The following is a 25071-nucleotide window of genomic DNA, read 5'->3' on the forward strand; positions in this document are numbered from 1 at the left end:
CGGGCGGCGTACGCCGACGGCGCCCGGCAGGGGGTGCCGGGCGCCGTCGCGGGGGTGGTTCAGGGCAGGTCGATCGGGCGCAGCACGCGGTCCACGGCGTGCGCGATCTGCTTGTTGCCCTTGTTGATGTCGTACCGCACCACACGCGCGTCGCGGTCGCTGGTGTCGGCGTCGACCAGGCGCACCTCGCGGCCGTACCAGCAGCGCTTCACGTCCACCTCGACGGTGGCGCCGAGCGCGGTGGTCAGGTCCGCGCCGTCGGCCTTGAGCGCCGCCTTCCGGTCGATCGTCGCGCCGGGCACGACGTGGTAGAGCAGGACGTCCTCCACGGTGTCCACGCCCAGGCCGGCGACCGCGTCGAACGCGGCCTTCTCCCCGGGCAGCTTCTTCGCGGCGGTGATGTCCCGGACCAGCTCCCGGAACGCGTAGTCGTTCGGCACGAACGCGGTGAGCGCGACGGTGCCGTCGGTGAGCACCTTCACCGGCGAGTCCGGCTTGGCCTGCAGCACCGTCAGGACCGCCTTGGTGAGCACGTCGAAGTCCCGCGCGTTGCGGTCGAAGCCGCTCTTGTCGGCGGTGAGCACGGCGGCAAGCGACCGCGTGCCCGGCTGCTTGGCGCCGGCCTGGGCGGGCACGGCGACGGCGGTGGTGGCCACCGCCGCGGCCGTGGCGCCCACGGCCAGCCGGGCGGCGAGACGAGCGATGTTCATCGGGGAGCCTTTCGTCGAAGCGACCAGGTCCGTGACTGTCGTCACGACCAATGCTTCGCCCGCACCGTCCCCGGTGGATGCAGCCCAGTCGACGTGATTTCGGCGCCGCCTCAGCGCACCACCAGCCGCTTGCTCACCGACGGCACGCCGTCGCCCTTGACCTTCAGCGACCAGTCACCGGCGGCGCCGAGCGTCACCACCGTCTCGGCGGTGCCGTTCGCCTCCGCCTTCATCTCGGCGACCCGCTTGCCGTCGGGGTTGAGCACGTACAGCGTCCGGGCCCCGGCGGTCTTGTTCGTCACCTTGAACGCGAGCTTCTCGCCCGGCTCGGCGATCAGGGCGTCCGCGCCGGTCATCGCGTCGCCGGTCAGCTCGATGGTCACCGACCGGTCGTACGCCACCTCGGCGGCGGCGCTCGCGAGGTTGCCGTCGTCGGACACGGTGATCTTCGTCCGCACGCCGTCGCCCTGCCGGCCCGGCTTGCAGGCCACCTCGTACGTGCCGGTCTGCAGTGAGGCCCGCAGGTCGCCGGTACGGCCCGCCGGCACGTCCGCGACCTCGGCGATCACCTTCGTGAAGGCGTCGCCCTCCCGCCCGTAGACGTAGACGCCGGTGGCCTGCTGACCCCGGTTGGTCACGGTGAAGGTGACGGTGCCCGGCGTGAACAGCGTGGTGGTGACCTCGCAGCTGGTGTCGGTGGCGGTCACCGGCACCTGCTGGCCCTTCGGCGCGGGCTCGTCGTCACCGCAGGCGGTGAGCGCGGCGGCCGCGCAGAGGACGGTCAGGACGGTGGCGGTACGGCTCTTCATCGGGATCTCCGGAGCGCAGGTCAGCGTGCTGACCGGAACGGGGCGCCGACGCACCCCGGCACACCGCCCGGGGGGCTCGGCGGAGTCAGCAGAGTCTAAGCGGGTACGACGTCGTGGCAAGGCCCGAGGGCGACCCGATGTGCCCGCGTACCGGGCGATCGGCGTGACCGGCATGATGGCGGCATGCGGCTGGTCTCCCTGCTCCCCTCCGCCACCGAGATCGTGTACGCGCTGGGCCTCGGTGACGACCTGGTCGGCGTCACCTTCGAGTGCGAGGTGCCCGCCTCGTACCGGTCCGGCACCACTGTGGTCGTGGGCGGCCGGGACACCCGGGGCATGAGCCCCGGCGACATCGACGCGTACGTCAAGGCGCAGCTCGCGGCCGGCGCCGACCTCTACACGCTGCACGCCGGGGCGCTGGCCGGGCTGGACCCGGACCTGATCCTCACCCAGGACCTGTGCCGTGTCTGCGCGCTGCCCTCGGGCCGGGTCGCCGACGCCGTGGACCACCTCGGGTGCCGCGCCGAGGTGCTGTCGCTGAACCCGTACACCCTGGACGACGTGCTGGAGTCGATCCGCGCGGTGGGCGCGGCGGCCCGGGTGCCGGACCGCGCCGAGGCCCTTGTCGACGGGCTGCGCGCCCGGCTCGCGGCGGTCGCCGCGGCGGTGGCGGGCCGGCCCCGGCCACGGGTCGCGGTGGTCGAATGGGTGGACCCGCCGTTCGGCGCCGGGCACTGGATCCCCGACCTGGTCGACGTGGCCGGCGGCGAGCCGGTGGGCACCCATCGCGGCGCCCGGTCCGGCCCGACCACCTGGGACGCCCTGCGGGCCACCCGCCCCGACGTGGTGCTGGTCGCGCCGTGCGGCTTCCACCTCGACGGCGCGGCCGAGCAGGCCGCCGGCGTGGCCGAACACTTCCCCGGCGCGCAGGTGTGGGCGCTGGACGCGGACGGGCTGATCGTGCGCGCCGGCCCGCGCCTGGTCGACGGCGCCGAAGCGATAGCCGCCATCCTCCACCCCACCGCGGTCCCCCCGCCGCCCCCCGAGGCAGCCCGCCGCATCCCCTGACCCCGCCCCGCCCCGCCCCGCCCCGCCCCGCCCCGCCCCGCCCCGCCCCGCCCCGCCCCGCCCCGGCGATCTTGCACTAGCGGCCCCGACAAAATGCGGATATCGGGCATGCGTGGGGCAGCAAGTGCAAGATCGGCGGAGGGGCAGGCCGCCCGGCGTTCTCGGAGGTCGTCGAGCCCCGTGATCGACGCGCGGAGCGGGCCGCCGACGTCCACGCGACGCGCGAGGGGTGGCTGTGGAAACACGGACGCCGCCCCCGTGCGGCGGGGACGGCGTCCGGGTGAGCGGGGTCGGTCAGGTCATGTCGTCGTAGCGGCGCTCGATCGGCTTCGGCGCGGCGACCGGCTCGGGCGCCCCGATCGGATCGGACGCCTCGATCCGGGCGCCCGTGGGCACCGGTTCGGTCGACAGGTCCAGCGGTGACACCTCGTCGTCGGCGATGCCGGCGTAGGCCTCACGCCCGCGACCGCGCCGCCTGTCGTTGAGGAACGCCACCCCCACCGCGGCGAAGTAGAGCGCGCAGAGGCAGATCGCCAGCGCGGTCATGCCGAACGGGTCGGGTGTCGGCGTGACCACCGCGGAGAACGCGAAGAACACGAAGACCGCCACCCGCCACCAGCTGAGCAGCCGCTTGGCGCTGGCCATGCCGACGAAGTTGAGCATCAGCACGATCAGCGGGAACTCGAACGCCACCCCGAACAGCAGGATCAGGTTCGTGACGAACCCGACGTAGCGGGTGATGTCGAGCGTGGTGGTCACGTCGCCGCCGCCGGAGACGTTGAGCAGGAACTCCAGGCCCTTGGACGTGACGAAGTACGCCAGCACCGCGCCGGCGGCGAACAGCGGGGCCGCCAGCGCGGTGAAGAAGTACGCGTACCGCCGTTCGTGCCGGTGCAGGCCCGGCGCGATGAACGCCCAGAGCTGGTAGAGCCAGATCGGCGCGGCGATGATCAGGCCGACCCAGAGGGCCACCTTCATCTGCAGCAGGAACAGGTCGGCTGGACCGAGCTGGACGAAGTTGCAGTTGCCGTCGATCAACCGCGCCTTGGGCAGGTCGCAGTAGGGCTTCTGCAGGATGTGCAGCACCGGCCCGGACAGCCACACGCCGAACCCGAAACCGACCAGGATCGCCAGTGACGCGCGGAACAGCCGGTTGCGCAGCTCACGGATGTGCTCGATGAGCGTCATCGAGCCGTCGGCCGCGCGCGCGAAGCTGCTCGGGCCGCGCTTCTTCAACCCGAAGGCCACGGTGGTTGAGGCCCTCTCGGATCAGTTCTCGCGGACGCGCTGCACCGGGTCGGCCGGCGGGGCGACCGGCTGCTGCGGCTGCGGCGCGTACGGCTGCTGCTGCCCGTACGGCTGCTGCTGCGCGTACGGCTGCCCCTGCACGTGCTGCTGCTGCGGCGGGAGCGGCTGGTAGCCGGCCTGCGCGTCCGCCTTCTCGGCGAGGTCACGGTCGTCGTCCTGCAGGCTCTTCGTCTCGGCCTTGATGATCCGCAGGGACCGGCCGAGCGAGCGGGCCGCGTCGGGGAGCCGCTTCGCGCCGAACAGCAGGATCAGCACGACCACGAGTACGGCGATGTGCCACGGCTTGAGGGCACCCATGGGAAGCTCCAGTCGCTCTGTGTCGGTGAGGGTGGGTCGCCGCCCATCGTACGTGCGTCGCAGCGGCTTGCCACCCCGGTGGGCCTGCCGGTGCGGGCCCGATCGGTGAAGTTTCGACCAACCCGAAGTGTCCCGTCAACCGTCCAGGTCCGCGCAATTGTGCGCGCAACCGCCCGGGAACGCGCAAACGACGCTCACCGGGCCGAGGGCCGTCGCTCAGTCGCCGCGCTTGGCCTTGATCAACGTCATCCGCTCCTGCGCGACGACGATCCGCTCCTGGAGCGACTCGGCCCGCGCCTGCAACTCCTCGGCGGCGGTACGCAGCGACTCCGCCTCGGCCGCCCGGCGCTGCAACGCCAGCGCGGAACGGCGCAGCCCGGACAGGCGGCCCACCACCGGACGGACCGCGAGAGCCAGGACGACAAGCGCGAACAGCACGACCCCGAGCACGATCCACATCACCACGGCGGTCAGCCTATCGGGTGACGGCGGCGGCCGCCGGGTCGGCGCTGCCGGCCGGGGTGGCGTACGCGTCGAGCGCGGCCACGGCCTGGGCGCGTACCTGCTCGGCCAGCTCGGCCGGGGCCACCACAGTGACCTCCGGGCCCAGCCCGAGCACGAACCGCCGGGCCCACCCGAGGTCGGTGACCCGCAGCGACACCAGCCACTGCTCGCCGTCGGCCTCGACGCGCTCGCACGGATAGTATTCGGTGATCCACCGCTCGCCCCGGCCGATCCGCAGCGTGATCAACGGCAGGTCGGCCGTCGGGCGGAACACGCCGTCGCTGAGGTCGTGCGGGCGGGCCTGCGGCGGCACGACCGCCTGCTCCGGTAGTTCGGCCACCGCGTCGATCCGGTCGGCCCGGAACAGTCGCACCGCCTCGGCGCGGCGGCACCACGCCTCCACGTACGCCCGCCCGCCGACCATCAGCATCCGCAGCGGGTCGATGGTGCGTTCGGTGGTCTCGTCCCGCGCCGGTGTGTAGTAGGTGATCCGCAGCGCCCGGCCGCGCTCGACGGCGGCGCGCAGCTCGCGTACCCGCGCGCTGTCGCCGGGCAGACGGACCTCCACCGGCGCCCCGGCCAGGTCACCGGCCGCGTTCTCGATCTTGGCGAGCGCCCGCTCGACCGCCTCCCGGTTGGCCACCCCGGGCGTCTCGGCGATCATCCGCAACGCCACCACCAGGGCAAGCGCCTCGTCGGGGGTGAGCCGCAGCGGACGGTCGATGCCGGCGTCGTAGGTGATGGTCACCCGGTCGCCGTCGAACGCCATGTCGATCAGGTCACCGGGGCCGTAGCCGGGCAGCCCGCACACCCAGAGCAGTTCCAGGTCCTCCCGGAGCTGCTTCTCGGTCACCCCGAGGTCGTGCGCCGCCTCGGCGATCTCGATGCCGGGGCGGGCCAGCAGGTAGGGCACCAGGTTGAGCAGCCGGGCCAGCCGGTCGGCGGAGGCACGGCCCGCGCGGGCCGCCGGGCGGGTCACCGGGCACCCCCGGTGGTCGCCAGCTCGTCGTGCCGGGCGGCGACCTCCTTGAGCCGCTGGATGACCGCCTCCCGTACCTCCGGTGGCTCCAGGACGCGGACGTCCGGGCCGTACCCGACGATCTGGCCGGCCAGGTAGTCGGCGTCGGCGTACGGCAGCACCAGCCGGTCGCCGTCGGGGCCGGCCTGGCACTCCACCGCCCAGCGGCGCAGCCCGGCGGCGCGCCCCGGCGCGGCCAGCACGGTCGCGCGGCCGGTGCGCTCCACCGGCCCCGACCAGCGGGCCACGTGACTGATCAGATCGACACCGGCGGGCGGCTCGTAGGCGCCCGGCTCGCCGATCGCCCGCACCGCGCCGACCACCCGGGACAACCGGAAGCAGCGGGTCGCGTCGCGGTCCAGGTCGTGGCCGACGACGTACCACCGGCCGCGCCAGCAGACCACGCCCCACGGCTGGACCCGGCGGCGGGTGGGCGCGTCGCGGTCCGGCACGCGGTAGTCGAAGCTGACCTCGCGGCGGTCCCGCGCGGCGGCGGTCAGCGGCGCGAACGCCGGGTCGACGGTGACCATCGGCTCCAGGCCCAGCGTGGCCTGCGGGTCCACGTCGATGCCGGCGGCGCGCAGCTTCGCCAGCCCGGACGACGCGGCGGCGGCCAGCCCGGCGTGCTGCCACAACCGCGCGGCGATGCCCACCGCGGCGGCCTCGTCCGGTTCGAGCGGGATGTCGGGCAGCGCGTACGCGCGCGGCGCGATCCGGTAGCCCGGCTCGGCGTCGAAGACGCTCGCCGTGCCGGTCTCCAACGGCACCCCCAGCTCACGCAGCTCGGCCTTGTCGCGCTCGAACTTGCGCTGGAACGCCTCGTGGTCCTTGGCGTCGTCCGGGTCGTGCTCGTAGCCGGGCACGGTCGCGGCGATCTGCGCGGCGGTCAGGAAGCGCCGCGTGGACAGCAGGCAGATCACCAGGTTGACCAGGCGTTCGGTACGGGTCCGGGACACGTGCAAACGCTAGCAGCCCGCGCGTCCGGCGCGGGCACCCGCGCGGCGCGGCGCACGGTCTTCCCACCCGGCGACGGACATCGACCGGTCATAGGGTGAGCGCATGGCGGAACCGGAGGTCAAGACCGAGAGCGTCGGCACGGTCGTGGTGGCCGGCGCGGCGAACCTCGCCATCGCCGTCGCCAAGCTGGTCGCGGGCCTCATCTCCGGGTCCGCAGCGATGCTCTCCGAGGCCGCCCACTCGCTCGCCGACACCACCACCGAGGTGCTGCTCTACCTGGCGCTGCGCCGCGGCGCTCGGCCCGCCGACACCCGGCACCCCTTCGGGTACGGCAAGGAGAGCTACGTCTGGGCGTTCCTCGCCGCGCTGTTCACCTTCGTCGCCGGGGCCGGCTTCGCCATCACGCACGGCGTCACCACCATCCTGGTGCACGAGCACAGCGGCGAATACCTGGTCGCGTACGTGGTGCTGGCGGTCTCCTTCGCGATCGAGTCGGTGTCGCTGGCCCGGGCGGTGCGGCAGGTGCGCGGCGAGTCGCGCCGCTGGGGCACCACCCCGCGCCGCTACCTGCGCCTGACCGCCGACACCACCGTCAAGGCCGTCTTCCTGGAGGACAGCGCCGCGCTGATCGGCCTGCTGATCGCCGCCGCCGGCCTCACCCTGTCACACCTCACCGGCGACGAACTGTACGACGGGATCGCCTCGATCCTCATCGGCGTGCTGCTGCTGGTCGTCGCCGTCGTGCTGGCCCGCAGCAACATCTCGCTGCTGGTCGGCCGTTCCGTCTCCGACCGGCTGCACCGGCGCATCGAACGGGAACTGGCGGACGTGCCGACTGTCGACCGGATCGACACCCTGATGACCATGTTCCTCGGCCCCGACGACATCCTCGTCGCCGCCAAGGTCGACTTCCGCGACGACGCCACCGGCGCCGACATCGAAGCCGCCGCCGACGAGGCCGAACGCCGCCTCACCGGGCACTTCCCGGAGATCGCGTACGTCTTCCTCGACCCCACCCGCTCCCGCACGGCGGACCGGCCCGCCCGCACCACGCAGGACGAGACGGGCCGCCCACACGACGGCGCCACCTGACCCGCCCCCGGCCCGCCCGCACCCCGGCCGATAGCGTGCACCGCATGGTGCGATGGCGGTCCGGCACGGTCACGGCGGTACGGCGACGGTGGACCGGCGCCGTCGAACTCGACGTCGACCTGCCCGACGGCGCCCGGATGCGCGCCCTGGCCTACCCGGCGCTGGTCGGCGAGCCGGAGCCCGGCGACCGGGTGCTGCTGAATGCCGGCGCGCTGCTGATGGGCCTCGGCACCGGCGGCTACGCCCTGGTCGTCGCGCTGCCCGACCGGCTGCCCGCCGACCCGCCGCAGGCCGGCGACAGCCGCGACGCCGGGCACCTGGTCAAGGCCCGCTACACGCCGCTGCAACCGATCCTGCTCGGCGTGGACGAGGAGGCGTCGCCGCACCACGACACGCTGGCCGCCGCCGACTCGGTCGACGGCATGCCGGTGGTCACCGCCGACCTGCACTCCGCGCTGCCGGCGATCCTGGCCGGCGTACGCGCCGACGCCCCCGGCGCCCGCGTCGCGTACGTGCTCACCGACGGCGGGGCGCTGCCCGCCTGGTTCTCCCGCACCCTGGCCGGCCTGTCCGGGCACCTCGCCGGCACTGTGAGCGTGGGCCAGGCGTTCGGCGGCGACCTGGAGGCCACCACCCTGCACAGCGGCCTGCTCGCCGCCCGGCACGTGCTCGGCGCGGACCTGACGATCGTCGCCCAGGGCCCCGGCAACCTCGGCACCGGCACCCGCTGGGGCTTCTCCGGCGTCGCCGTCGGCGAGGCCGTCAACGCCGTCGCCACGCTGGGCGGGCGCCCGGTCGGCTCGCTGCGCATCTCCGACGCCGACGCCCGGCACCGGCACCGTGGCGTGTCCCATCACAGCCTCACCGCGTACGGCCGGGTCGCGCTGGCCCGCGCGGAGCTGGTCGTGCCGGGCGGCCTCGACCCCGCCCTGGCCGCGGAGGTCGCCGCGGCCCTGGCGCCGCTGGCCGACCGGCACACCATCGTCACAGTGCCCGCCGACGGACTCGACGCGGCGCTGCGGGCCAGCCCGGTCGGGCTGTCCACGATGGGCCGCGGCCTGGACGCCGACCATGCCTACTTCCTGGCCGCGGCGGCCGCCGGGCGCCACGCGGCCCGCCTGCTCGGCTGAGCCGCCGCCCTCAGATCGCCAGGTAGCCGTTCGCCACCAGGTGGTCCGCGGCCCGCGCGTACGCCTGCGGATCCTGCGGCGCCCACGTGCCCAGCCCGTCGACGTAGCGGTTGAACATGCAGAACGCCGCCGCGATCAGCACCGTGTCGTGGACCTCCAGGTCCGTGGCGCCCTCCGCGCGGGCCGCCTCCACCAGCTCGGCGGTTACCTCCCGGCCGCTGACGCGCACCGCGGCGGCGATGTGCAGCAGCGCCCGCAGCTTTCCGTCGACCGGTGCGGTCGCCACGTCCGCGCGCACCTGGTCGACGAACTCCATCCCCGTCGGTAGCTGGGCGGCCGCGAACGCCGCGTGCGACGAGCAGCAGAAGTCGCAGTCGTTGAGGCCGGAGACGTACGCCGCGATCAGCTCCCGCTCCCCCGGCGACAAGGTGGGATGCGGAGCGCGCAACAGCACCTCCGCCAGCTCGCCCAGCGGCTTCGCCGTCTCCGGACGGAACCGCAGCGGCCCCTGGATGCCCGGATAGGCCTTCTCGTCCAGCCCGAGATCGATGTGTGCGATGACGTCACGCTCCCCTGTCCGTGCCGGCCCGGTCACGCCGGCGGCCCGCCGTCCAGAGTGCCGTCACCCCCGGCGCCCGGGCCAGACGCCGGACACAGGTCAGCATGATCGAAGAACCAGGGGCCCACGCGACCTCCCCATACTGTCCGGGAACTCGACTCCGGCCACCCCGTCACCGCCGTCCGCGCCAGGCAGCCGCGCGGGAAACGCGGCTGGCCGCCGTACAGGAGGCGACCCCCCATGGCACTGCGACAGCTCCCGAACGCGACCCCCGACGCCGCGATCTCCACCCACCGCCCGCCGCATCCCCTCCGACTCGCCCTGATCAGCGCGGCAGCCGGCGTGCTGCTGGCCGTCCTGTGGTCCTTCGAGCTGGTCGACAAGGTCATCGGCGACAACGTGGCGAACACCGTGCTCGGCCACGACGCCAAGGAGACCGCCATCACCGGCACCGTCGCCGGACTGCTCTTCGCCTTCGTCTCCGGCTTCGCCGGCACCTTCACCGCCTGCAACATCGCGGTGGCGGCCTCGGTCGGACCGATGAGCCAGGTCTCCGGCGCCGACCCCGCCGGCGGCACCCGGTCCGCGCTGCGCGCCCTGCTGCGCCCGGTCGGCTGGCTCGCCCTCGGCATGGTCGTCGTCTCGGCCGGCTACGGCATCATCGGCGTCCTGCTCGGCGACCGGCTGCCCCAACTGTCCACCGAGGCCGTCGGCGGCGTCCCGGTACGCCTCATCCAGTCTTCAGTCGTCTTCGGCGTCATCGGACTCGCCCTCACCTACCTCGGGCTCGCCGCCCTCAAGCTGGTGCCGGACGTCTTCGCGCACCGGCCCGTCGCCCGGGTGATCACCATGGGCGCGCTCGTCGGCGGATTCCTCGTCGGCCGCCCCTACCCGATGTTCAACAAGCTGTTCCACTGGGCCGTCGACACCGGCAACCCCCTCTACGGGGCGCTCGCGTTCACGCTGCAGTCCCTCGGGAACATCGTGCTCGTCACGGCCGTCTTCGCCCTCGCCGTGACGATCAGCCGAGGACGCTTCCTCGCCTGGATGGCCGACCCCCGCCGCGCCGCCGCCGTCACCGGAGCGCTGCTCGTCGCGCTCGGCGTCTTCACGGTCATCTACTGGGACATCCGGGTGCCGGCCATGTTCGGCTTCGGCTGGTTCCCCCGGATGCCGTACAACTGAGCCGCCCCGCAACTCAGCCGAGCAGCAGGACCAACGCCAGCCAGCCGCCGACGATCAGCACCAGCGCCGCCGCCAGCACCCACGTCGGGACCGTGTAGTCGCCACGCCGGTTGCGTTCGATCTCGGCCCGGATCTTCTCCCGGCGGCGATCGATCCAGTTCAGCTTCTCGGCGCCGTCGCGCCCGGAGGACGTCTCACGGTCGGGGCGCCCGGCGGATTCGGAAGTGTTCATCGCGACGCCAGCGTACCCGTGCCACGGGCGGCCGGTGCCGGGGCACCGGCCGCCCCACGCGGTCACATGCTCGCGATCAGGCGCTCCACCCGCTCGTCGTACGCCCGGAACGGGTCCTTGCACAGCACCGTGCGCTGCGCCTGGTCGTTCAGCTTCAGGTGCACCCAGTCCACGGTGAAGTCGCGCCGCTTCTCCTGCGCGTGCCGGATGAACTCCCCGCGCAGCCGCGCCCGGGTCGTCTGCGGCGGCGTCTCCTTCGCCTCGAAGATCTCCGGGTCCGTGGCCACCCGGTCCACCTCGCGGCGACGCTCCAACAGCCCGTACAGGCCGCGTCCGCGCCGCAGGTCGTGGTAGGCCAGATCCATCTGCGCCACCCGCGGGTGCGACAGCGGCAGGTCGTGCTTGCGCTGGTAGCGCTCGATCAGCTTCAGCTTCGTGACCCAGTCGATCTCCCGTGCCACCGGGTCCAGGTCGCCGGTCTCGACCGCGCGCAGCACCCGCCCCCACAGGTCGACCACCCGCTTCGCGGTCTGGTCACCGCCCCGGCGCTCCACGAACTCCGTCGCCTTGGCCAGGTATTCCTGCTGGATCTCCAGCGCCGAGACCTCCTTGCCGGCGGCCAGCCGCACCTTGCGCCGCCCGGTGATGTCGTGCGACACCTCGCGGATCGCCCGGATCGGGTTCTCCAGCGTGAGGTCCCGCATCACCACGCCCGCCTCGATCATCCGCAGCACGATGTCGGCCGTGCCGACCTTCAGCAGCGTCGTGACCTCGTTCATGTTCGAGTCGCCGACGATCACGTGCAGCCGCCGGTAGCGCTCCGCGTCCGCGTGCGGCTCGTCCCGGGTGTTGATGATCGGCCGGCTGCGGGTGGTCGCCGAGGAGACGCCCTCCCAGATGTGCTCGGCCCGCTGCGACAGGCAGTAGACCGCGCCGCGCGGCGTCTGCAGCACCTTGCCCGCGCCGCAGATCAACTGCCGGGTGACCAGGAACGGGATGAGCACGTCGGCCAGCCGGCCGAACTCGCCGTGCCGCGACACCAGGTAGTTCTCGTGGCAGCCGTACGAGTTGCCGGCCGAGTCGGTGTTGTTCTTGAACAGGTAGATCTCACCCGCGATGCCCTCGTCGTGCAGCCGCTTCTCCGCGTCGATGAGCAGCCCCTCCAGGATCCGCTCACCGGCCCGGTCGTGGGCCACCAGGTCGGTCACCGAGTCGCACTCCGGAGTCGCGTACTCCGGGTGCGAGCCCACGTCCAGATAGAGGCGGGCGCCGTTGCGCAGGAACACGTTGCTCGACCGGCCCCACGACACCACCCGCCGGAACAGGTACCGCGCGACCTCGTCGGGGGACAGTCGGCGCTGCCCGCGATAGGTGCAGGTGACGCCGTACTCGGTCTCGAGGCCGAAGATTCGCCGCTCCATGATGAGACATTAGCCGCCCGGAGCCTCCGATGGGCAGCGCCGACGGTCGCCGCTTGCGATCTCCCCCGGCGGATCGGCGAACCGGCGGGCTGCGTACGCGAAAAGACCCCGCCACCGCGTTGCGTGGTGGCGGGGTCCGTGCGCAGGTGTCACTCGGCGGGCTTGTCCTCCGCGTTGCCCTCCAGATCGGCGGAGCCGGCCGACGTGGTCGGCTTCTTCGCCTCCTCCGTCGGCCCCGCCGGCGTCTTCGCCCGGCCCGGCGCCGGCGCGGTGTCGGCCTCCGCGTCGCCGTCCAGCAGCGCGGTCAGCGCCGCGCCGGTGATCCGCCGGAACGTACGCCCCACCCGGCCGCGGTCCAGGACCGCCACCTCCAGCTGGTTCGCGGCGATGGTCCGGGCCGCGCCGCCCTCGCCGCCGACGCTGCTCAGCGCCTTCATGGCGGCACGGACCGCCTCGGACAGCGTCATCTCCGGCCGGTGCTCGTTCTTCAGCACGCCGCTGATCGCCTCAGCCTGACCGCCCATGGCCATCCGGCCCGGCTCGTCGTTCACCGAGCCGTCGTAGGTCACCCGGTAGAGGGAGTCGTCCTCGGGCGTGGCGCCCACCTCGGCCACGCAGATCTCCACCTCGAACGGCTTCGACTGCTCGGTGAAGATCGCGCCGAGCGTCTGCGCGTACGCGTTTGCGAGCGCCAGGCCGGTCACGTCCCGCCGGTCGTAGCTCAGGCCGTTGAGGTCGGCCATCCGCACGCCCGCGCGGCGCAGGTTCTCGAACTCGTTGTACCGGCCGACGGCGGCGAAGCCGATCCGGTCGTAGATCTCGCTGACCTTGTGCAGCGTGCTGGACAGGTTCTCGGCGACGAAGAGCACCCCGCCGGCGTAGCTCAGGACCACCGCGCTGCGGCCCCGGGCGATGCCCTTGCGGGCCAGCTCGGAGCGGTCGCGCATGATCTGCTCGGGCGAGGCGTAGAACTGCATGGCCACGGCGGCGGTTCTCCTTCGGACCTGATGGTGCGGGACTGCTGAGTCGGTGGACGGGAAGCGGGATCAGCCGCCGGGGTTCTCCATCCGGCCGGCCACCACACTCTCCGCGATCGCCGCCGTCTCGGCGTCGGTGAGCCGGTGGGTGCCGTCGGCGGTAGCGGTCATCACGACCGGGTAGATCCGCCGGGTCAGGTCCGGGCCGCCGGTGGCGGTGTCGTCGTCCGCCGCGTCGTAGAGCGCCTCGACCGCCAGCCGCGTCGCGTCCTCGACCGACAGGCCGGTCCGGAACCGCTTCTTCAGCGCGGACTTGGCGAACAGCGAGCCCGAGCCGATCGCGTCGTAGCCGGTCTCCTCGTACGGGCCGCCGGTCACGTCGAAGCTGAAGATCCGACCGGCCCGCGCCGGGTCGCTCGCGGCCAGGTCGAAGCCGGCGAACAGCGGGACCACGGCCAGGCCCTGCATGGCCGCGCCCAGGTTGCCGCGAATCATCGAGGCGAGCCGGTTGGCCTTGCCGTCGAGCGAGAGCATCGCGCCCTCGATCTTCTCGTAGTGCTCCAGCTCCACCTGGAACAGTCGCATCAGCTCGATGCCGATGCCGGCCGTGCCCGCGATGCCGACCAGCGAGTACGCGTCGGCCGGGTGCACCTTCTCGATGTCGCGCTGGGCGATCAGGTTGCCCATCGTGGCGCGCCGGTCGCCGGCCATCACCACGCCACCGGCGGCCGCGATGGCCACGATCGTGGTCGCGTGCGGCGCCATGTCGGCGGCCATGCCGGGCGGCAGCGGCCGTCGGCCGGGCAGCATCTCGGGGGCCACCTTGCTCAGGAACGCTGTGAAGGAGGACGTCCCCGCGTTGGTGAACACATCTGGAAGACGCCCGGATGGATCAAAACCCGCTGCCACGTGGTTCCTCTCAGGTACGTGATCGCCCTGGCCAGGACGTCGGCGTTGTCCTTGAACTGGCCAAGACCACCGTTGCAGTTGAAGCAGAGTATCCCGCGCACCCATCCGGTGCGATGATCGTGGTCCAGATGTTCCGGATCGGGGCGCCGGCAGATCGCGCACACGCCGCCCTGCTCGGCCAGGAGCTCCTGGAACTCCTTCTCCCCAACCCCGTAGCGGCGACGCAGGTGGTACTCGCGATTGCCGCCGTAGAGCCGCTGCTTGGTCTCGTTGCCGCGGGCGATGTGGCACGGCTTGCAGTAGCTGTGCCGGCCGCTGGCGTTGGTCGTCCGCGGGAAGTCGTCGACGGGCTTGATCTGCTCGCAGTCGGGGCACCACTTGAGGCCGTCCGCAACCGGCACCGCCGCCCTTCGCTGCGGGGCGATCCCCCGCTTGCGGCGACTCGCCTCCGAGCGGGCAGCGGCACATGTCTTGCAGTAGAACGCCAGCCCGTCCGGACGACGGCGATTACGGTGAAACGCCGACGCCGGCAGCGTTCGGCGGCACTGGGGGCAAAGCTTGTCCGACGCCTCCGGCAAATCGGACATAAGCCTCATTGACCCCCCTTCTGCACATATCCCCTCACGAATTCCTCTGCGTTCTCCTCCAGGACGGAGTCGATCTCGTCGAGCAGGTCGTCCACGTCCTCGGTGATCTCGGCGTGCCGCTCGGCCACCTCGGGGTTCGCCTCCGCGGTGACCTCGTCGACCTCCTCGCGGGACTTGCCGGACTGGGTCTGCCCACCCTCTTGGGTCGCCATGGTGGTGCCTCCTCCACGATCGCCTGCGATCAACTTACCTCGCGGGAGCGACGAAAGGCCCGTCGCGCACCCGGTTCCGGCACTCGGCGGGCCTTCCGGCATCCGGGTCAGCCGCCGGTGAGCGTCTCCAGCAGATCCTTGGCGCTCTCGCAGCGGTCGAACAGCTCACCCACGTGCGCCCGGGTGCCCCGCTCGGGTTCCATCATCGGCACCCGGACCAGCGACTCCCGGCCCACGTCGAAGATGACCGAGTCCCAGCTCGCGGCGACCACCTCGGAGGCGTACTGGGCCAGGCAGCGGCCCCGGAAGTAGGCTCGGGTGTCCTCCGGCGGCTCGGTCATCGCGGTGCGGGTCTGCTGGTCGCTGAGCAGCGTCTTCATCGAGCCCCGCTGCACCAGACGGTGGTACAGGCCCTTCTCCGGCCGCACGTCGGAGTACTGCAGGTCGACCAGTTGCAGCTTGTGCGAGCCCCAGCCGAGCTTCTCCCGCTCCCGGTAGCCCTCCAGCACGCGCAGCTTCGCCACCCAGTCCAGCTCGTCGGCGCACTCGAACGCGTCCCGGCCGAGCCGGTCCAGCACGCTCTCCCAGCGGCGCAGCACGTCGGCGGTCTGCGCGTCCACGTCCTGGCCGTAGCGGTCGTCCACGAAGGAGCTGACCCGCTCCAGGTACGCCCACTGCACGTCCAGGGCGGTGAGCTTGCGGCCGTCGCGCATCCGCATCAGGTGCTTCAGCGACGGATCGTGGCTGACCGCGCGCAGCTCTCCCACCGGGTCGGCGATGCCCAGGTCCGCGCCGAGCGCCTTCTCCTCGATCATGGCGAGGATCAGCGAGGTGGTGCCGACCTTCAGGAACGTGGAGATCTCGGAGAGGTTGGCGTCGCCGATGATGACGTGCAGCCGCCGGTACTTGTCGGCGTCGGCGTGCGGCTCGTCGCGGGTGTTGATGATGGGCCGCTTGAGCGTCGTCTCCAGCCCCACCTCGACCTCGAAGAAGTCGGCGCGCTGGGAGATCTGGAAGCCGCTCTGGCCGCCGTCCTGGCCGATGCCGACCCGCCCGGCGCCGCAGACGATCTGCCGGGTGACGAAGAACGGCGTCAGGTACGCCACGATGTCGGCGAACGGCGTCTGCCGGCGCATCAGGTAGTTCTCGTGCGCGCCGTAGCTGGCGCCCTTGTTGTCGGTGTTGTTCTTGTACAGGTGGATCGGCTGGGTGCCCGGGATGGTCGCGGCCCGCCGGGCCGCCTCGGCCATCACCCGCTCCCCCGCCTTGTCCCACCGGACCACGTCGAGGGGGTTGGTCACCTCGGGCGTGGAGTACTCGGGGTGAGCGTGGTCGACGTAGAGCCGCGCGCCGTTGGTGAGTATGACGTTGGCGAGGCCGAGGTCCTCGTCGGCGAGCGCCTCGGCCGGGTCGTACGCCGCGCCGGAGTAGGTGAAGCCGCGGGCGTCACGCAGCGGCGACTCCTCCTCGTAGTCCCAGCGGGCCCGGCCGCCGCGGTTGAGTTCCGGCCGCGCCCCGTAGGCGTTTACCACCTGGGAGGAGGTGACCATCGGGTTGGCTCCGGCCTGGCCGGGCACGGAGATGCCGTACTCGACCTCGGTGCCCATGATCCTTCTGACGCTCATCGACTGCCCGCTCCGCTCGCCGTCCCGGTCCCCGTCACGTCGAGCGTAGTCGGCGTGACGCGCCGAGGGGGCGCGCCGGACGTGCCGGTCCGGTGTGGCGGCCCACCCGGGTACGCGCGAAGGCCCGTGGCGCGTACGCCACGGGCCTTCGTCGGAGGTTCGGACTACAGGTACTGACCGGTGTTGCTGGCGGTCTCGATGGACCGTCCGGCTTCGGCGCCCTTGCCGCCGGAGACGAGCGTGCGGATGTAGACGATCCGCTCGCCCTTCTTGCCGGAGATGCGGGCCCAGTCGTCGGGGTTGGTGGTGTTGGGCAGGTCCTCGTTCTCGCGGAACTCGTCGACGCAGGCGTCGAGCAGGTGCTGCAGGCGCAGCCCCTTGCGACCGGAGGTGAGGAACTCCTTGATGGCCATCTTCTTGCCCCGGTCGACGATGTTCTGGATCATCGCGCCGGAGTTGAAGTCCTTGAAGTAGAGGACTTCCTTGTCGCCGTTGGCGTAGGTGACCTCGAGGAAGCGGTTCTCCTCGGTCTCGGAGTACATCCGCAGGACCACCGCGTCGATCATCGCCGCGACGGTGGCCTGGGCGTCGCCGCCGTGTTCGGCCAGGTCGTCGGCGTGCAGCGGCAGGCCGGCGAGGATGTACTTGGAGAAGATGTCCTTGGCCGCCTCGGCGTCCGGACGCTCGATCTTGATCTTCACATCGAGCCGGCCCGGGCGCAGGATCGCCGGGTCGATCATGTCTTCCCGGTTGGAGGCGCCGATGACGATGACGTTCTCCAGGCCCTCCACGCCGTCGATCTCGCTGAGCAGCTGCGGGACGATGGTGTTCTCCACGTCCGAGGAGACGCCGGAGCCGCGGGTGCGGAAAACGGAGTCCATCTCGTCGAAGAACACGATCACCGGAGTGCCCTCGCCGGCCTTCTCCCGTGCCCGCTGGAAGATCAGCCGGATGTGCCGCTCGGTCTCGCCGACGTACTTGTTGAGCAGCTCAGGGCCCTTGATGTTGAGGAAGAAGCTGGTGTGCCGGTCCTTGCCCTCCCGCTCGGCGATCTTCTTGGCCAGCGAGTTGGCCACCGCCTTGGCGATCAGCGTCTTGCCGCAGCCGGGCGGGCCGTAGAGCAGGATGCCCTTCGGCGGCCGGAGCTGGTGCTCGCGGAACAGGTCGGAGTGCAGGAAGGGCAGCTCCACCGCGTCGCGGATCTGCTCGATCTGCGCCTGGAGGCCGCCGATGTCCTCGTAGTTGACGTCGGGCACCTCCTCCAGGACCAGTTCCTCGACCTCGCTCTTCGGGATCCGCTCGTAGGCGTACGCCGAACGGGGCTCGATCATGAGCGAGTCGCCGGCCCGGATCGCGCTGCCGATCAGGGTCTCGGCGAGGTGCACGATCCGCTCCTCGTCGGAGTGCGAGACCACGAGCGCACGGTCACCCGGCGCGCCCTCCGGGCCCGCCAGGATCTCCTTGAGCATCACGACCTCGCCGACCCGCTCGTAGCCGAACGCGTCGACGATGTTGAGCGCGTCGTTGAGCAGGACCTCCTGGCCACGGCGCAGCTCGTCGACCTCCAGCGAGGGCGAGACGGCCACCCGGAGCTTGCGCCCGCCGGTGAACACGTCCACCGTGCCGTCGTCGTGCTTGGCCAGGAAGACGCCGTAGCCACTCGGTGGCTGGGCGAGCCGGTCGATCTCCTCCTTGAGCGTCACGATCTGCGCGCGAGCCTCCTTGAGGGTGCTCACGAGCCGTTCATTGTTCTCGGTCAGCCGCGCCAGCTGGGCCTGGGTGGCCGCAAGCCGCTCTTCGAGCTGCCGGACGTGTCGAGGGCTTTCGGTCAACTTGCGCCGCACCAGAGCGAGTTCCTCTTGCAGGAACGCGACCTGCGTGGAGAGATCGTGGGCTTCCTTTTCCCACCGTGCGGCGCGCGAGTCCGCGTCGTCGCTGCGTGCCACGTCCCACCTCCCCGGGGGGCTTGAACGTTCTGAGCTAACACTAGCCGCTATGAGCCCGATTCGGTCCACAGCAACGCGCTCGTCACCGAAGCTTGATCGCGAAGGGCTGGTCGCGGGGTGGGTACGGGCGTTCGGGTACCGTCGGAGTGTGGGACGGGAGAACATGGGGGGTGCTTCGTGACCGACGTCGCGACCGACCAGTTGCAGGTCTGGGTCGACCAGGACCTCTGCACCGGTGACGGGCTCTGCGTGCAGTACGCGCCGGAGGTCTTCGAGTTCGACGTCGACGGCCTCGCGTACGTCAAGGGCCCCGACGGCGAGCTGCGGCAGGCCCCGGGCGCCCGGGTGGACGTGCCGGAACACCTGCGCCTCGAGGTGATCGACTCGGCGAAGGAGTGCCCGGGCGAGTGCATCCACGTGGTGCGCGGCAGCGACGGGGTGGAGGTCGCCGGCCCGGAGGCCGACGACTAGGCGGACACGGACACGGCGGGCCGGGGACCACACGTCCCCGGCCCGCCGTGCGTCCGCCTCGAAGCCGGGGCCGCGCCTCAGAGCAGCGGTCGGCCGACGACCGAGGCGACCAGCCGGGCGAACTCCTCCAGCCGGGCGATCTGCCCCGCACCGCCGTCGTCGAGCGTCTTGCCGAAGCGCAGCGCGTCGTGCCGGGGCGCGCCCGCCACCTCGTCGCTGGGCGGCGCCTCGTCCAGGGAGCTGAGCAGCAGGTACACGTCGATGCTGTCGACCCGTACGGTGCCGTTGTCGGCCCGCATGAGCCGCCGCCGGCAGCCGACCTCGGTGACGGTGGACAGCGGCACCACCCGCAGCGACGAGGTCATCGCGCCGGGCGGCCCCTCCCCCGGCGGCACGTCCTCGCCGTGCCAGAGCACCAGTCGGCTGCCGTCGCAGACGACGACCTCCTGCCACACGCCGTTCACCTCGTTGACGAACCGTTCCAGCGTGAAGCCGAGCACCGAGGCGCCGCGCAGCACGCCGTCGAGCGCCTCCAGCGCGATGTCCGGGTCGCGCAGGTACGCGCGGGCGGCCGACTCCAGGTCGGTGTAGGGCGACCAGTCCGGGAAGACGGCGGGCAGGTCACCGTTGCCGTAGCCGGGGTTGCTCACGCCGCCTCCCACCGGGCCGCGCCGCCGTGCTGCCACCGGTCCAGGTCACCGGCACGGGCGCGCCGCCCGACGCGCGCCCCGATCCGCTCGCTCATGCCACCGTCTCCACCCGCTCAGGTGTCGTCCCCACCGGCACACATGATCCGCCCGTACGCACGCGCCCGCGCGGCGGGGGTCAGGACTGCTCCGGCTCCTGCGCCGCGCGGGCCGCGGCGGCGGCGCGCAGGGCGTCGCGGCGCTGCGCGTACGCCTCGGCGCCCTTGCTGGGCTTGCGGCGGCGCGGCGGCGCGGTGACCCCGGGGGCGAGCTTGCGGGCGGAGACCAGGAACGCGGTGTGGGCGATCATCCGGTGGTCCGGGCGGACCGCCAGCCCTTCGGCGTGCCAGTCGCGCACCAGGGACTCCCAGGCGCGCGGCTCGGTCCAGCCGCCGCGTTCGCGCAGCGCCTCGACCAGCTCGGACAGCTGCGGCGTGGTGGCCACGTAGCCGATCAGCACGCCGCCGGGCACCAGCGCCCGCTCGACCATGTCGAGCATCTCCCACGGGGTCAGCATGTCCAGAATGATGCGGTCGAATCTGGTCTCGGCGCAGTCGGCGACGTCGCCGACGTGCAGGTTCCAGGCCGGGTGCGGGCCGTTGAAGAACGCCTCCACGTTGCGGCGGGCGATCTGGGCGAAGTCGTCGCGCAGCTCGAAGGAGTGCAGCTCGCCCTCGGTGCCGACGGCCCGCAGCAGCGAGCAGGACAGCGCGCCGGACCCGGCGCCGGCCTCCAGCACCTTGGCGCCGGGGAAGATGTCGCCCATGGCGACGATCTGCGCCGAGTCCTTCGGGTAGATCACCTGGGCGCCGCGCGGCATGGAGAGCACGTAGTCCGACAGCAGCGGTCGCAGCGCCAGGAACGCGGTGCCGCCGCCGGCGGTGGTGACCACGCTGCCGTCGGGCAGGCCGATCAGGGTGTCGTGCTTGAGGATCCCCCGGTGGGTGTGGAACTCCTTGCCGGGCTCCAGCGTCACGGTGTGCATCCGGCCCTTGGGGTCGGTCAGCTGGACCCGGTCGCCCGGCCGGAACGGCCCGCGGTGGACCGGGGGCAACGCCGGGACGGTGGAGATCTCTACGGTCACGTGTTCGTCTTCCGTTTGGGTTCCAGGAGCTGGGCGAGATCCGCGATGTGCAGCACGCCGACCACATCTTCGCCTGCCGTCACGACGTACTGCGCGCCCGGGTGGGTGCGCACGGCCTCCAGGACCCGCTCACCGTCCGCGCCGACCGGCAGGGCCGGCACGGCGAACAGGTCGCGGGCCACCTCGTCCACCGCGATCCACGGCCGCCGCTCCGGGGGTACGGCGGCGGCGCGCGCCGGGTCGACCAGGGCGACGGTACGGCCGGCGGAGTCGACGACGCCGAGCGCGGCGTCCGGGGTGGCCGCCTCGGCGCGGCGGCGCTGGGCCTCGGCCAGCGGCGTGCCGGTGGGCACCGGCAGCAGCGGGCGGGCCAGCCGGGCCAGGTCGACCAGGTGCAGCCGGCGGCCGATGCGCGCCATCCGGATGGACTGGCCGGCGCCGCGCCACAGCGTCAGCGCGACGAGCAGCAGCAGCGGCAGCGCCAGCGGGGCCAGCGCCCTGCGCATGGTGAGCACCACGACCAGCGCCAGCGTGCCCAGCGCGACGGCCCGGCCGACCCAGCCGGCCACCTCGGTGCCGCGGTGCCGGTCGCGGGTGAGCGCCCACACGGCGGCGCGCAGCGCCCGTCCGCCGTCCAGCGGCAGGCCGGGGAGGCTGTTGAAGATCGCCACCACGACGTTGCTGACCGCGAGCTGGAAGGCGAGCTGGTGGCCGAGCGTGCCGGCGGGCAGGGCGAGGGTGGCGGCGACCGCGCCGGCGCCGAGCACGGCGGAGACGGCCGGCCCCGCCAGCGAGATCAGCAGCTCGGTCCGAGGGCTGGGGGCGTCGCGGTCCATCTCGGTGTACCCGCCGAGCAGTTCCAGCGTGATCCCGCGCACACCGATGCCGTAGCGGCGGGCGGTCAGCGCGTGCCCCAGCTCGTGCAGCAGCACCGAGCCGAGCAGCGAGATCACGAAGCCGAACCCGACCAGGTAGCCGCCGAGCGGGCCGATGTCGAGCTGGCGGCGGGCCAGCGCCGCGTACAGCACTGTGACGACGACGGTGAGCAGCAGCATCGAGGCGTCGACGCGCAGCGGCACCCCGAGCACCCGGCCGAGGCTGAGCCCCGGCCGGCGGGGTCCACGGCTCCGCTGCTGCACCGGCCCGATGCTACGTGAGCGCTCGCGGCGGCCGTCTCGGGCGAGCCTTCGCGGTCGCTGACAAGGGACCCGATCATGCTCCGGTGCGGCGACGGCGGCGCTGTCACACGCGTGGCCTAACCTTCCGGGCATGACGGCGGAACCGATGATCGACAGCCACGGCGACCAGACGGCGGCGGCACCGGCGCCGGTCACGGTGCGGGCGTCGCTGTCGCCGTCCCGGGCGGCCGACTTCAAGACCTGCCCACTGCTCTACCGGTTCCGCAGCATCGACCGGCTGCCCGAGCGGCCGACTGTCGAGCAGGCGCGGGGCACGCTCGTGCACGCCGTGCTGGAGCGGCTGTTCGACCTGCCGGCGCCGGCGCGTACCCCGGAGTCGGCCGGTGACCTGGTCGCCCCGCAGTGGGACCGGCTGCTCACCGAGGAGCCGGAGCTGGCCACGCTGTTCGCCGACGGCGACACGATCGGCCCGCAGGAGTTCCTGCGGTCGGCGACGGCGCTGCTCGACGGCTACTTCGCCGTGGAGGACCCGCGTCGGCTGGAGCCGGCCGAGCGCGAGGCGCTGATCTCCGCGGTGGTCGACGACGAGCTGCTCATCCGGGGCTACCTCGACCGGCTCGACGTCGCCCCCGACGGCGCGCTGCGGGTGGTCGACTACAAGACCGGCGGCGCGCCGCGCGAGGCGTTCGAGGCGCGGGCGCTGTTCCAGCTGAAGTTCTACGCCCTGGTGCTGTGGCGCACCCGGGGCGTGGTTCCGCGGGTGCTGCGCCTGCTCTACCTCAAGGACGCCGAGGTCTGCGACTACGCGCCCGACGCCGACGAGCTGGTGCGCTTCGAGCGCACGGTGGTGGCACTGTGGCGGGCGATCGAGCAGGCCACCGCCCGGCAGGACTTCCGTCCCCGGCCGAGCCGCCTGTGCGACTGGTGCAGCCACCAGGCACTGTGCCCGAGCTACGGCGGCACGCCGCCGCCGTTCCCGGTGGCCGCCGCCGCGCCCGACCCGCTGGTGGACGCCCGTTCCCGCCCGGTGGCCCCCGGCGCCGACGAGTGACCTCCCCTCCCGGCGGAGTGCACCCGGCCTGACACCTGCCGAGGCGGGCAGTGACGTGGACACCACGGCCGCCGTCGTGGGCGGGACGTGGCCGCGTACACCGCGGGGTGGGCGGGCGCGGCGGGGTACCGCAGGACTGGCTGATCGCGGCCGAGCCCCCTCCCGCCTGGGTCACACCCCCGCCTGACCGCCCGCCCTCCGCTGCCGGCCCTTCCGGTCGGTGATGACCGGGCACGTGGGCCACTTCGGCGAGGTGGCGGGGTCGAGAGGCGCGTGATGCCGCAACCTCCCCGAACAGGAGTGGATCACGGCCGGTGACCACCCGGCACGCCGGCCACCTCGGAGAGGTGGCGGGGTCCAGCGGCGCATGATGCCGCAACCTCCCCGAACAGGTGTGGATCACGACCGGTGACCACCCGGCACGCCGGCCACCTCGGAGAGGTGGCGGGGTCCAGGAGCGCGTGATGCCGCAACCTCCCCGACCAGGTGTGGATCACGATCGGTTCCGACCGGGCACGCCGGCCACCTCGGCGAGGTGGCGGGGTCCAGGGGCGCATGATGCCGCAACCTCCCCGAACAGGTGTGGATCACGATCGGTGGCCACCCGGCACGCCGGCCACCTCGGAGAGGTGGCGGGGTCGAGAGGCGCGTGATGCCGCAACCTCCCCGACCAGGTGTGGATCACGATCGGTTCCGACCGGGCACGCCGGCCACCTCGGCGAGGTGGCGGGGTCCAGGGGCGCATGATGCCGCAACCTCCCCGAGCAGGAGGGAATCACGGCCGGTGGCCACCCGGCACGCCGGCCACCTCGGAGAGGTGGCGGGGTCGAGAGGCGCGTGATGCCGCAACCTCCCCGACCAGGTGTGGATCACGATCGGTTCCGACCGGGCACGCCGGCCACCTCGGCGAGGTGGCGGGGTCCAGGGGCGCATGATGCCGCAACCTCCCCGAACAGATGTGGATCACGGCCGGTGGCTACCCGGCACGCGGGCCACCTCGGCGAGGTGGCGGGGTCCAGGGGCCATGATGCCGCAACCTCCCCGAACAGGTGCGGATCACGGCCGGTGATGACCGGGCACGCGGGCCACTTCGGGGAGGTGGCGGGGTCGACGGGGCAGCCACCTCGGCGAAGTGGAGTCGATCATGCGTCCCTGCGGGCGCGCGGCGCTACCCGAGTCGGGCGAGTCCGGCGCGCAGAGCGCCTGCGATCCGCGCGGGCCGGGCGCGGCGAAGCGCGGCCAACCTGCGGGATCGGGGTGGCCTGACCGGCGGCCGGGCAGCCGGGGACCTCTACGGTGGTTACCGCGGCCCGGTTGCGCGCCGGGCGGATCGTGGGCGCGTGCCGGCGCCTGTCGGAGCCCGGCCGGACCGCCGCCCGGACGACGAGGGGGACGCATGACCGACGGCGCCGTGTCCCGGCCCGTGCGGGTCCTGCTCGCCGACGACCAGCCGCTGCTGCGTACCGGATTCCGGCTGGTCCTCGGCGCGGAGGACGACCTGGACGTGGTGGGTGAGGCCGGTGACGGCGCGGAGGCGGTGGAGCTGGCCCGGCGGCTGCTGCCCGACGTGGTGCTGATGGACATCCGGATGCCGCGGATGGACGGGGTGGCCGCGACGCGCGCGATCGTGTCCGCCCGGCTGCCGGTGCGGGTGCTGGTGCTGACCACGTTCGAGCAGGACGAACACGTCGTCGGTTCGCTGCGGGCCGGGGCCAGCGGCTTCCTGACCAAGGACGTGCCGGCCGAGGACCTGGTCGCCGCGATCCGTACGGTCGCCGCCGGGGACGCGGTGATGGCGCCGCGCATCCTGCGCCGGCTGCTGGACCGCTTCGCCGAGCTGCTGCCCGACCCGGCCGCCGCGCCGGCGCGGGCGCTGGACCCGCTGACCGACCGGGAGCGGGAGGTGCTCGTCCACATGGCGCGCGGTCTGTCCAACGCGGAGATCGCCCGGGTGCTGTCGGTCAGCGAGACCACTGTGAAAACCCATGTCGGGCATGTGCTCACGAAGCTACGGTTGCGCGATCGGGTGCAGGCGGTCGTGCTCGCGTACGAGACGGGTCTGGTCCGTCCGGGCGGGTGAGGTGGCGCGGGTCA

26 protein-coding genes are annotated in these 25071 nt (G+C 72.8%); 7 read left to right on the top strand and 19 right to left on the bottom strand.

Annotated elements, in window-relative coordinates; translation table 11 throughout:
* Positions 1-59: 59 nt before the first annotated feature.
* Positions 60-710, bottom strand: a complete 651-nt coding sequence (locus tag ACSDG8_RS02525; protein WP_225980576.1) for a fasciclin domain-containing protein — start codon at positions 708-710, stop codon at positions 60-62.
* Positions 711-820: 110 nt separating this feature from the next.
* Entirely contained in the window at positions 821-1519 is a 699-nt protein-coding gene (locus tag ACSDG8_RS02530; RefSeq protein WP_210899160.1) for a hypothetical protein, read from the bottom strand.
* 183 nt (positions 1520-1702) lie between these two features.
* Between ACSDG8_RS02530 and ACSDG8_RS02535 the strand changes: the two genes are divergently transcribed.
* Positions 1703-2587 (top strand): ABC transporter substrate-binding protein, encoded by an 885-nt coding sequence (locus ACSDG8_RS02535; protein ID WP_439427614.1) that lies wholly within the window; start codon positions 1703-1705, stop codon positions 2585-2587.
* Positions 2588-2881: 294 nt separating this feature from the next.
* Here ACSDG8_RS02535 and tatC read toward each other — a convergent pair whose 3' ends face one another.
* From tatC to ACSDG8_RS02560, 5 genes are all read right to left on the bottom strand, one after another.
* Positions 2882-3835 (bottom strand): twin-arginine translocase subunit TatC, encoded by a 954-nt coding sequence (gene tatC / locus ACSDG8_RS02540; RefSeq protein WP_210891572.1) that lies wholly within the window; start codon positions 3833-3835, stop codon positions 2882-2884.
* Positions 3836-3856: 21 nt separating this feature from the next.
* Positions 3857-4192, bottom strand: a complete 336-nt coding sequence (tatA, locus tag ACSDG8_RS02545) for a Sec-independent protein translocase subunit TatA (RefSeq protein ID WP_210891571.1) — start codon at positions 4190-4192, stop codon at positions 3857-3859.
* Between the two features lie 216 nt (positions 4193-4408).
* Positions 4409-4651, bottom strand: a complete 243-nt coding sequence (locus tag ACSDG8_RS02550) for a hypothetical protein (RefSeq protein WP_439428025.1) — start codon at positions 4649-4651, stop codon at positions 4409-4411.
* Between the two features lie 16 nt (positions 4652-4667).
* The gene (locus ACSDG8_RS02555) at positions 4668-5675 is read right to left on the bottom strand and encodes a helix-turn-helix transcriptional regulator (RefSeq protein WP_210891566.1); all 1008 of its coding nucleotides are present in this window, start codon (positions 5673-5675) and stop codon (positions 4668-4670) included.
* On the bottom strand, positions 5672-6670 hold the full coding sequence (locus ACSDG8_RS02560; RefSeq protein WP_439427615.1) for a helix-turn-helix transcriptional regulator: 999 nt from the start codon (positions 6668-6670) through the stop codon (positions 5672-5674). The genes ACSDG8_RS02555 and ACSDG8_RS02560 overlap by 4 nt, the downstream gene beginning before the upstream one ends.
* Positions 6671-6773: 103 nt before the next feature.
* Here ACSDG8_RS02560 and ACSDG8_RS02565 point away from each other — a divergent pair, with 103 nt between their 5' ends.
* Together ACSDG8_RS02565 and ACSDG8_RS02570 are read left to right on the top strand one after the other, a co-directional pair.
* Complete coding sequence (locus ACSDG8_RS02565; protein ID WP_439427616.1) at positions 6774-7763, top strand: cation diffusion facilitator family transporter; 990 nt, start codon at positions 6774-6776, stop codon at positions 7761-7763.
* Positions 7764-7807: 44 nt separating this feature from the next.
* Positions 7808-8893 (top strand): DUF3866 family protein, encoded by a 1086-nt coding sequence (locus tag ACSDG8_RS02570; protein WP_439427617.1) that lies wholly within the window; start codon positions 7808-7810, stop codon positions 8891-8893.
* 10 nt (positions 8894-8903) lie between these two features.
* Here ACSDG8_RS02570 and ACSDG8_RS02575 read toward each other — a convergent pair whose 3' ends face one another.
* Positions 8904-9452, bottom strand: coding sequence for a carboxymuconolactone decarboxylase family protein (locus ACSDG8_RS02575; RefSeq protein ID WP_439428026.1), 549 nt, complete (start codon positions 9450-9452; stop codon positions 8904-8906).
* 240 nt (positions 9453-9692) lie between these two features.
* On the opposite strand from ACSDG8_RS02575, the gene ACSDG8_RS02580 reads away from it, so the two are divergent.
* Positions 9693-10637 (top strand): hypothetical protein, encoded by a 945-nt coding sequence (locus tag ACSDG8_RS02580; RefSeq protein WP_439427618.1) that lies wholly within the window; start codon positions 9693-9695, stop codon positions 10635-10637.
* A gap of 13 nt (positions 10638-10650) precedes the next feature.
* Here ACSDG8_RS02580 and ACSDG8_RS02585 read toward each other — a convergent pair whose 3' ends face one another.
* The 8 genes from ACSDG8_RS02585 to arc all read right to left on the bottom strand — a co-directional run bounded on the left by ACSDG8_RS02585 (position 10651) and on the right by arc (position 18546).
* The gene (locus ACSDG8_RS02585; RefSeq protein WP_174535579.1) at positions 10651-10869 is read right to left on the bottom strand and encodes a hypothetical protein; all 219 of its coding nucleotides are present in this window, start codon (positions 10867-10869) and stop codon (positions 10651-10653) included.
* Between the two features lie 62 nt (positions 10870-10931).
* Complete coding sequence (gene pafA, locus ACSDG8_RS02590; RefSeq protein WP_210891556.1) at positions 10932-12290, bottom strand: Pup--protein ligase; 1359 nt, start codon at positions 12288-12290, stop codon at positions 10932-10934.
* A 149-nt stretch (positions 12291-12439) separates the two neighbouring features.
* Positions 12440-13273 (bottom strand): proteasome subunit alpha, encoded by an 834-nt coding sequence (gene prcA / locus ACSDG8_RS02595; RefSeq protein ID WP_210891548.1) that lies wholly within the window; start codon positions 13271-13273, stop codon positions 12440-12442.
* A 63-nt stretch (positions 13274-13336) separates the two neighbouring features.
* Positions 13337-14176 (bottom strand): proteasome subunit beta, encoded by an 840-nt coding sequence (gene prcB / locus ACSDG8_RS02600; RefSeq protein ID WP_210891547.1) that lies wholly within the window; start codon positions 14174-14176, stop codon positions 13337-13339.
* Positions 14095-14763 (bottom strand): endonuclease VII domain-containing protein, encoded by a 669-nt coding sequence (locus tag ACSDG8_RS02605; RefSeq protein ID WP_210891545.1) that lies wholly within the window; start codon positions 14761-14763, stop codon positions 14095-14097. Before ACSDG8_RS02605 ends, prcB begins: the two co-directional genes overlap by 82 nt.
* A gap of 5 nt (positions 14764-14768) precedes the next feature.
* Positions 14769-14975: a ubiquitin-like protein Pup gene (locus ACSDG8_RS02610; RefSeq protein WP_030504127.1), complete on the bottom strand. Its 207-nt coding sequence runs from the start codon at positions 14973-14975 to the stop codon at positions 14769-14771.
* Between the two features lie 107 nt (positions 14976-15082).
* Entirely contained in the window at positions 15083-16600 is a 1518-nt protein-coding gene (dop, locus tag ACSDG8_RS02615) for a depupylase/deamidase Dop (protein ID WP_374223502.1), read from the bottom strand.
* Positions 16601-16764: 164 nt separating this feature from the next.
* On the bottom strand, positions 16765-18546 hold the full coding sequence (gene arc / locus ACSDG8_RS02620) for a proteasome ATPase (protein WP_091428079.1): 1782 nt from the start codon (positions 18544-18546) through the stop codon (positions 16765-16767).
* Between the two features lie 177 nt (positions 18547-18723).
* Between arc and ACSDG8_RS02625 the strand changes: the two genes are divergently transcribed.
* Entirely contained in the window at positions 18724-19017 is a 294-nt protein-coding gene (locus tag ACSDG8_RS02625; protein ID WP_043324386.1) for a ferredoxin, read from the top strand.
* 77 nt (positions 19018-19094) lie between these two features.
* Here ACSDG8_RS02625 and ACSDG8_RS02630 read toward each other — a convergent pair whose 3' ends face one another.
* The 3 genes from ACSDG8_RS02630 to ACSDG8_RS02640 form a co-directional block, all read right to left on the bottom strand.
* Positions 19095-19667, bottom strand: coding sequence for a hypothetical protein (locus ACSDG8_RS02630; RefSeq protein WP_073829671.1), 573 nt, complete (start codon positions 19665-19667; stop codon positions 19095-19097).
* Between the two features lie 175 nt (positions 19668-19842).
* The gene (locus ACSDG8_RS02635; protein ID WP_210891543.1) at positions 19843-20787 is read right to left on the bottom strand and encodes a tRNA (adenine-N1)-methyltransferase; all 945 of its coding nucleotides are present in this window, start codon (positions 20785-20787) and stop codon (positions 19843-19845) included.
* Entirely contained in the window at positions 20784-21926 is a 1143-nt protein-coding gene (locus ACSDG8_RS02640) for a M50 family metallopeptidase (protein WP_374223503.1), read from the bottom strand. Before ACSDG8_RS02640 ends, ACSDG8_RS02635 begins: the two co-directional genes overlap by 4 nt.
* Before the next feature lie 130 nt (positions 21927-22056).
* Here ACSDG8_RS02640 and ACSDG8_RS02645 point away from each other — a divergent pair, with 130 nt between their 5' ends.
* Positions 22057-22977 carry a RecB family exonuclease gene (locus ACSDG8_RS02645; RefSeq protein WP_439427619.1) on the top strand — a complete coding sequence of 307 codons (921 nt, stop codon included), beginning with the start codon at positions 22057-22059 and terminating at the stop codon, positions 22975-22977.
* Between the two features lie 1396 nt (positions 22978-24373).
* Entirely contained in the window at positions 24374-25057 is a 684-nt protein-coding gene (locus ACSDG8_RS02650; protein WP_439427620.1) for a response regulator, read from the top strand.
* The last annotated feature ends 14 nt before the right edge of the window (positions 25058-25071 follow it).

Origin of the sequence: Micromonospora sp. LA-10 (assembly GCF_051853095.1) — a bacterium.
Lineage (GTDB): Bacteria > Actinomycetota > Actinomycetes > Mycobacteriales > Micromonosporaceae > Micromonospora > Micromonospora echinospora_A.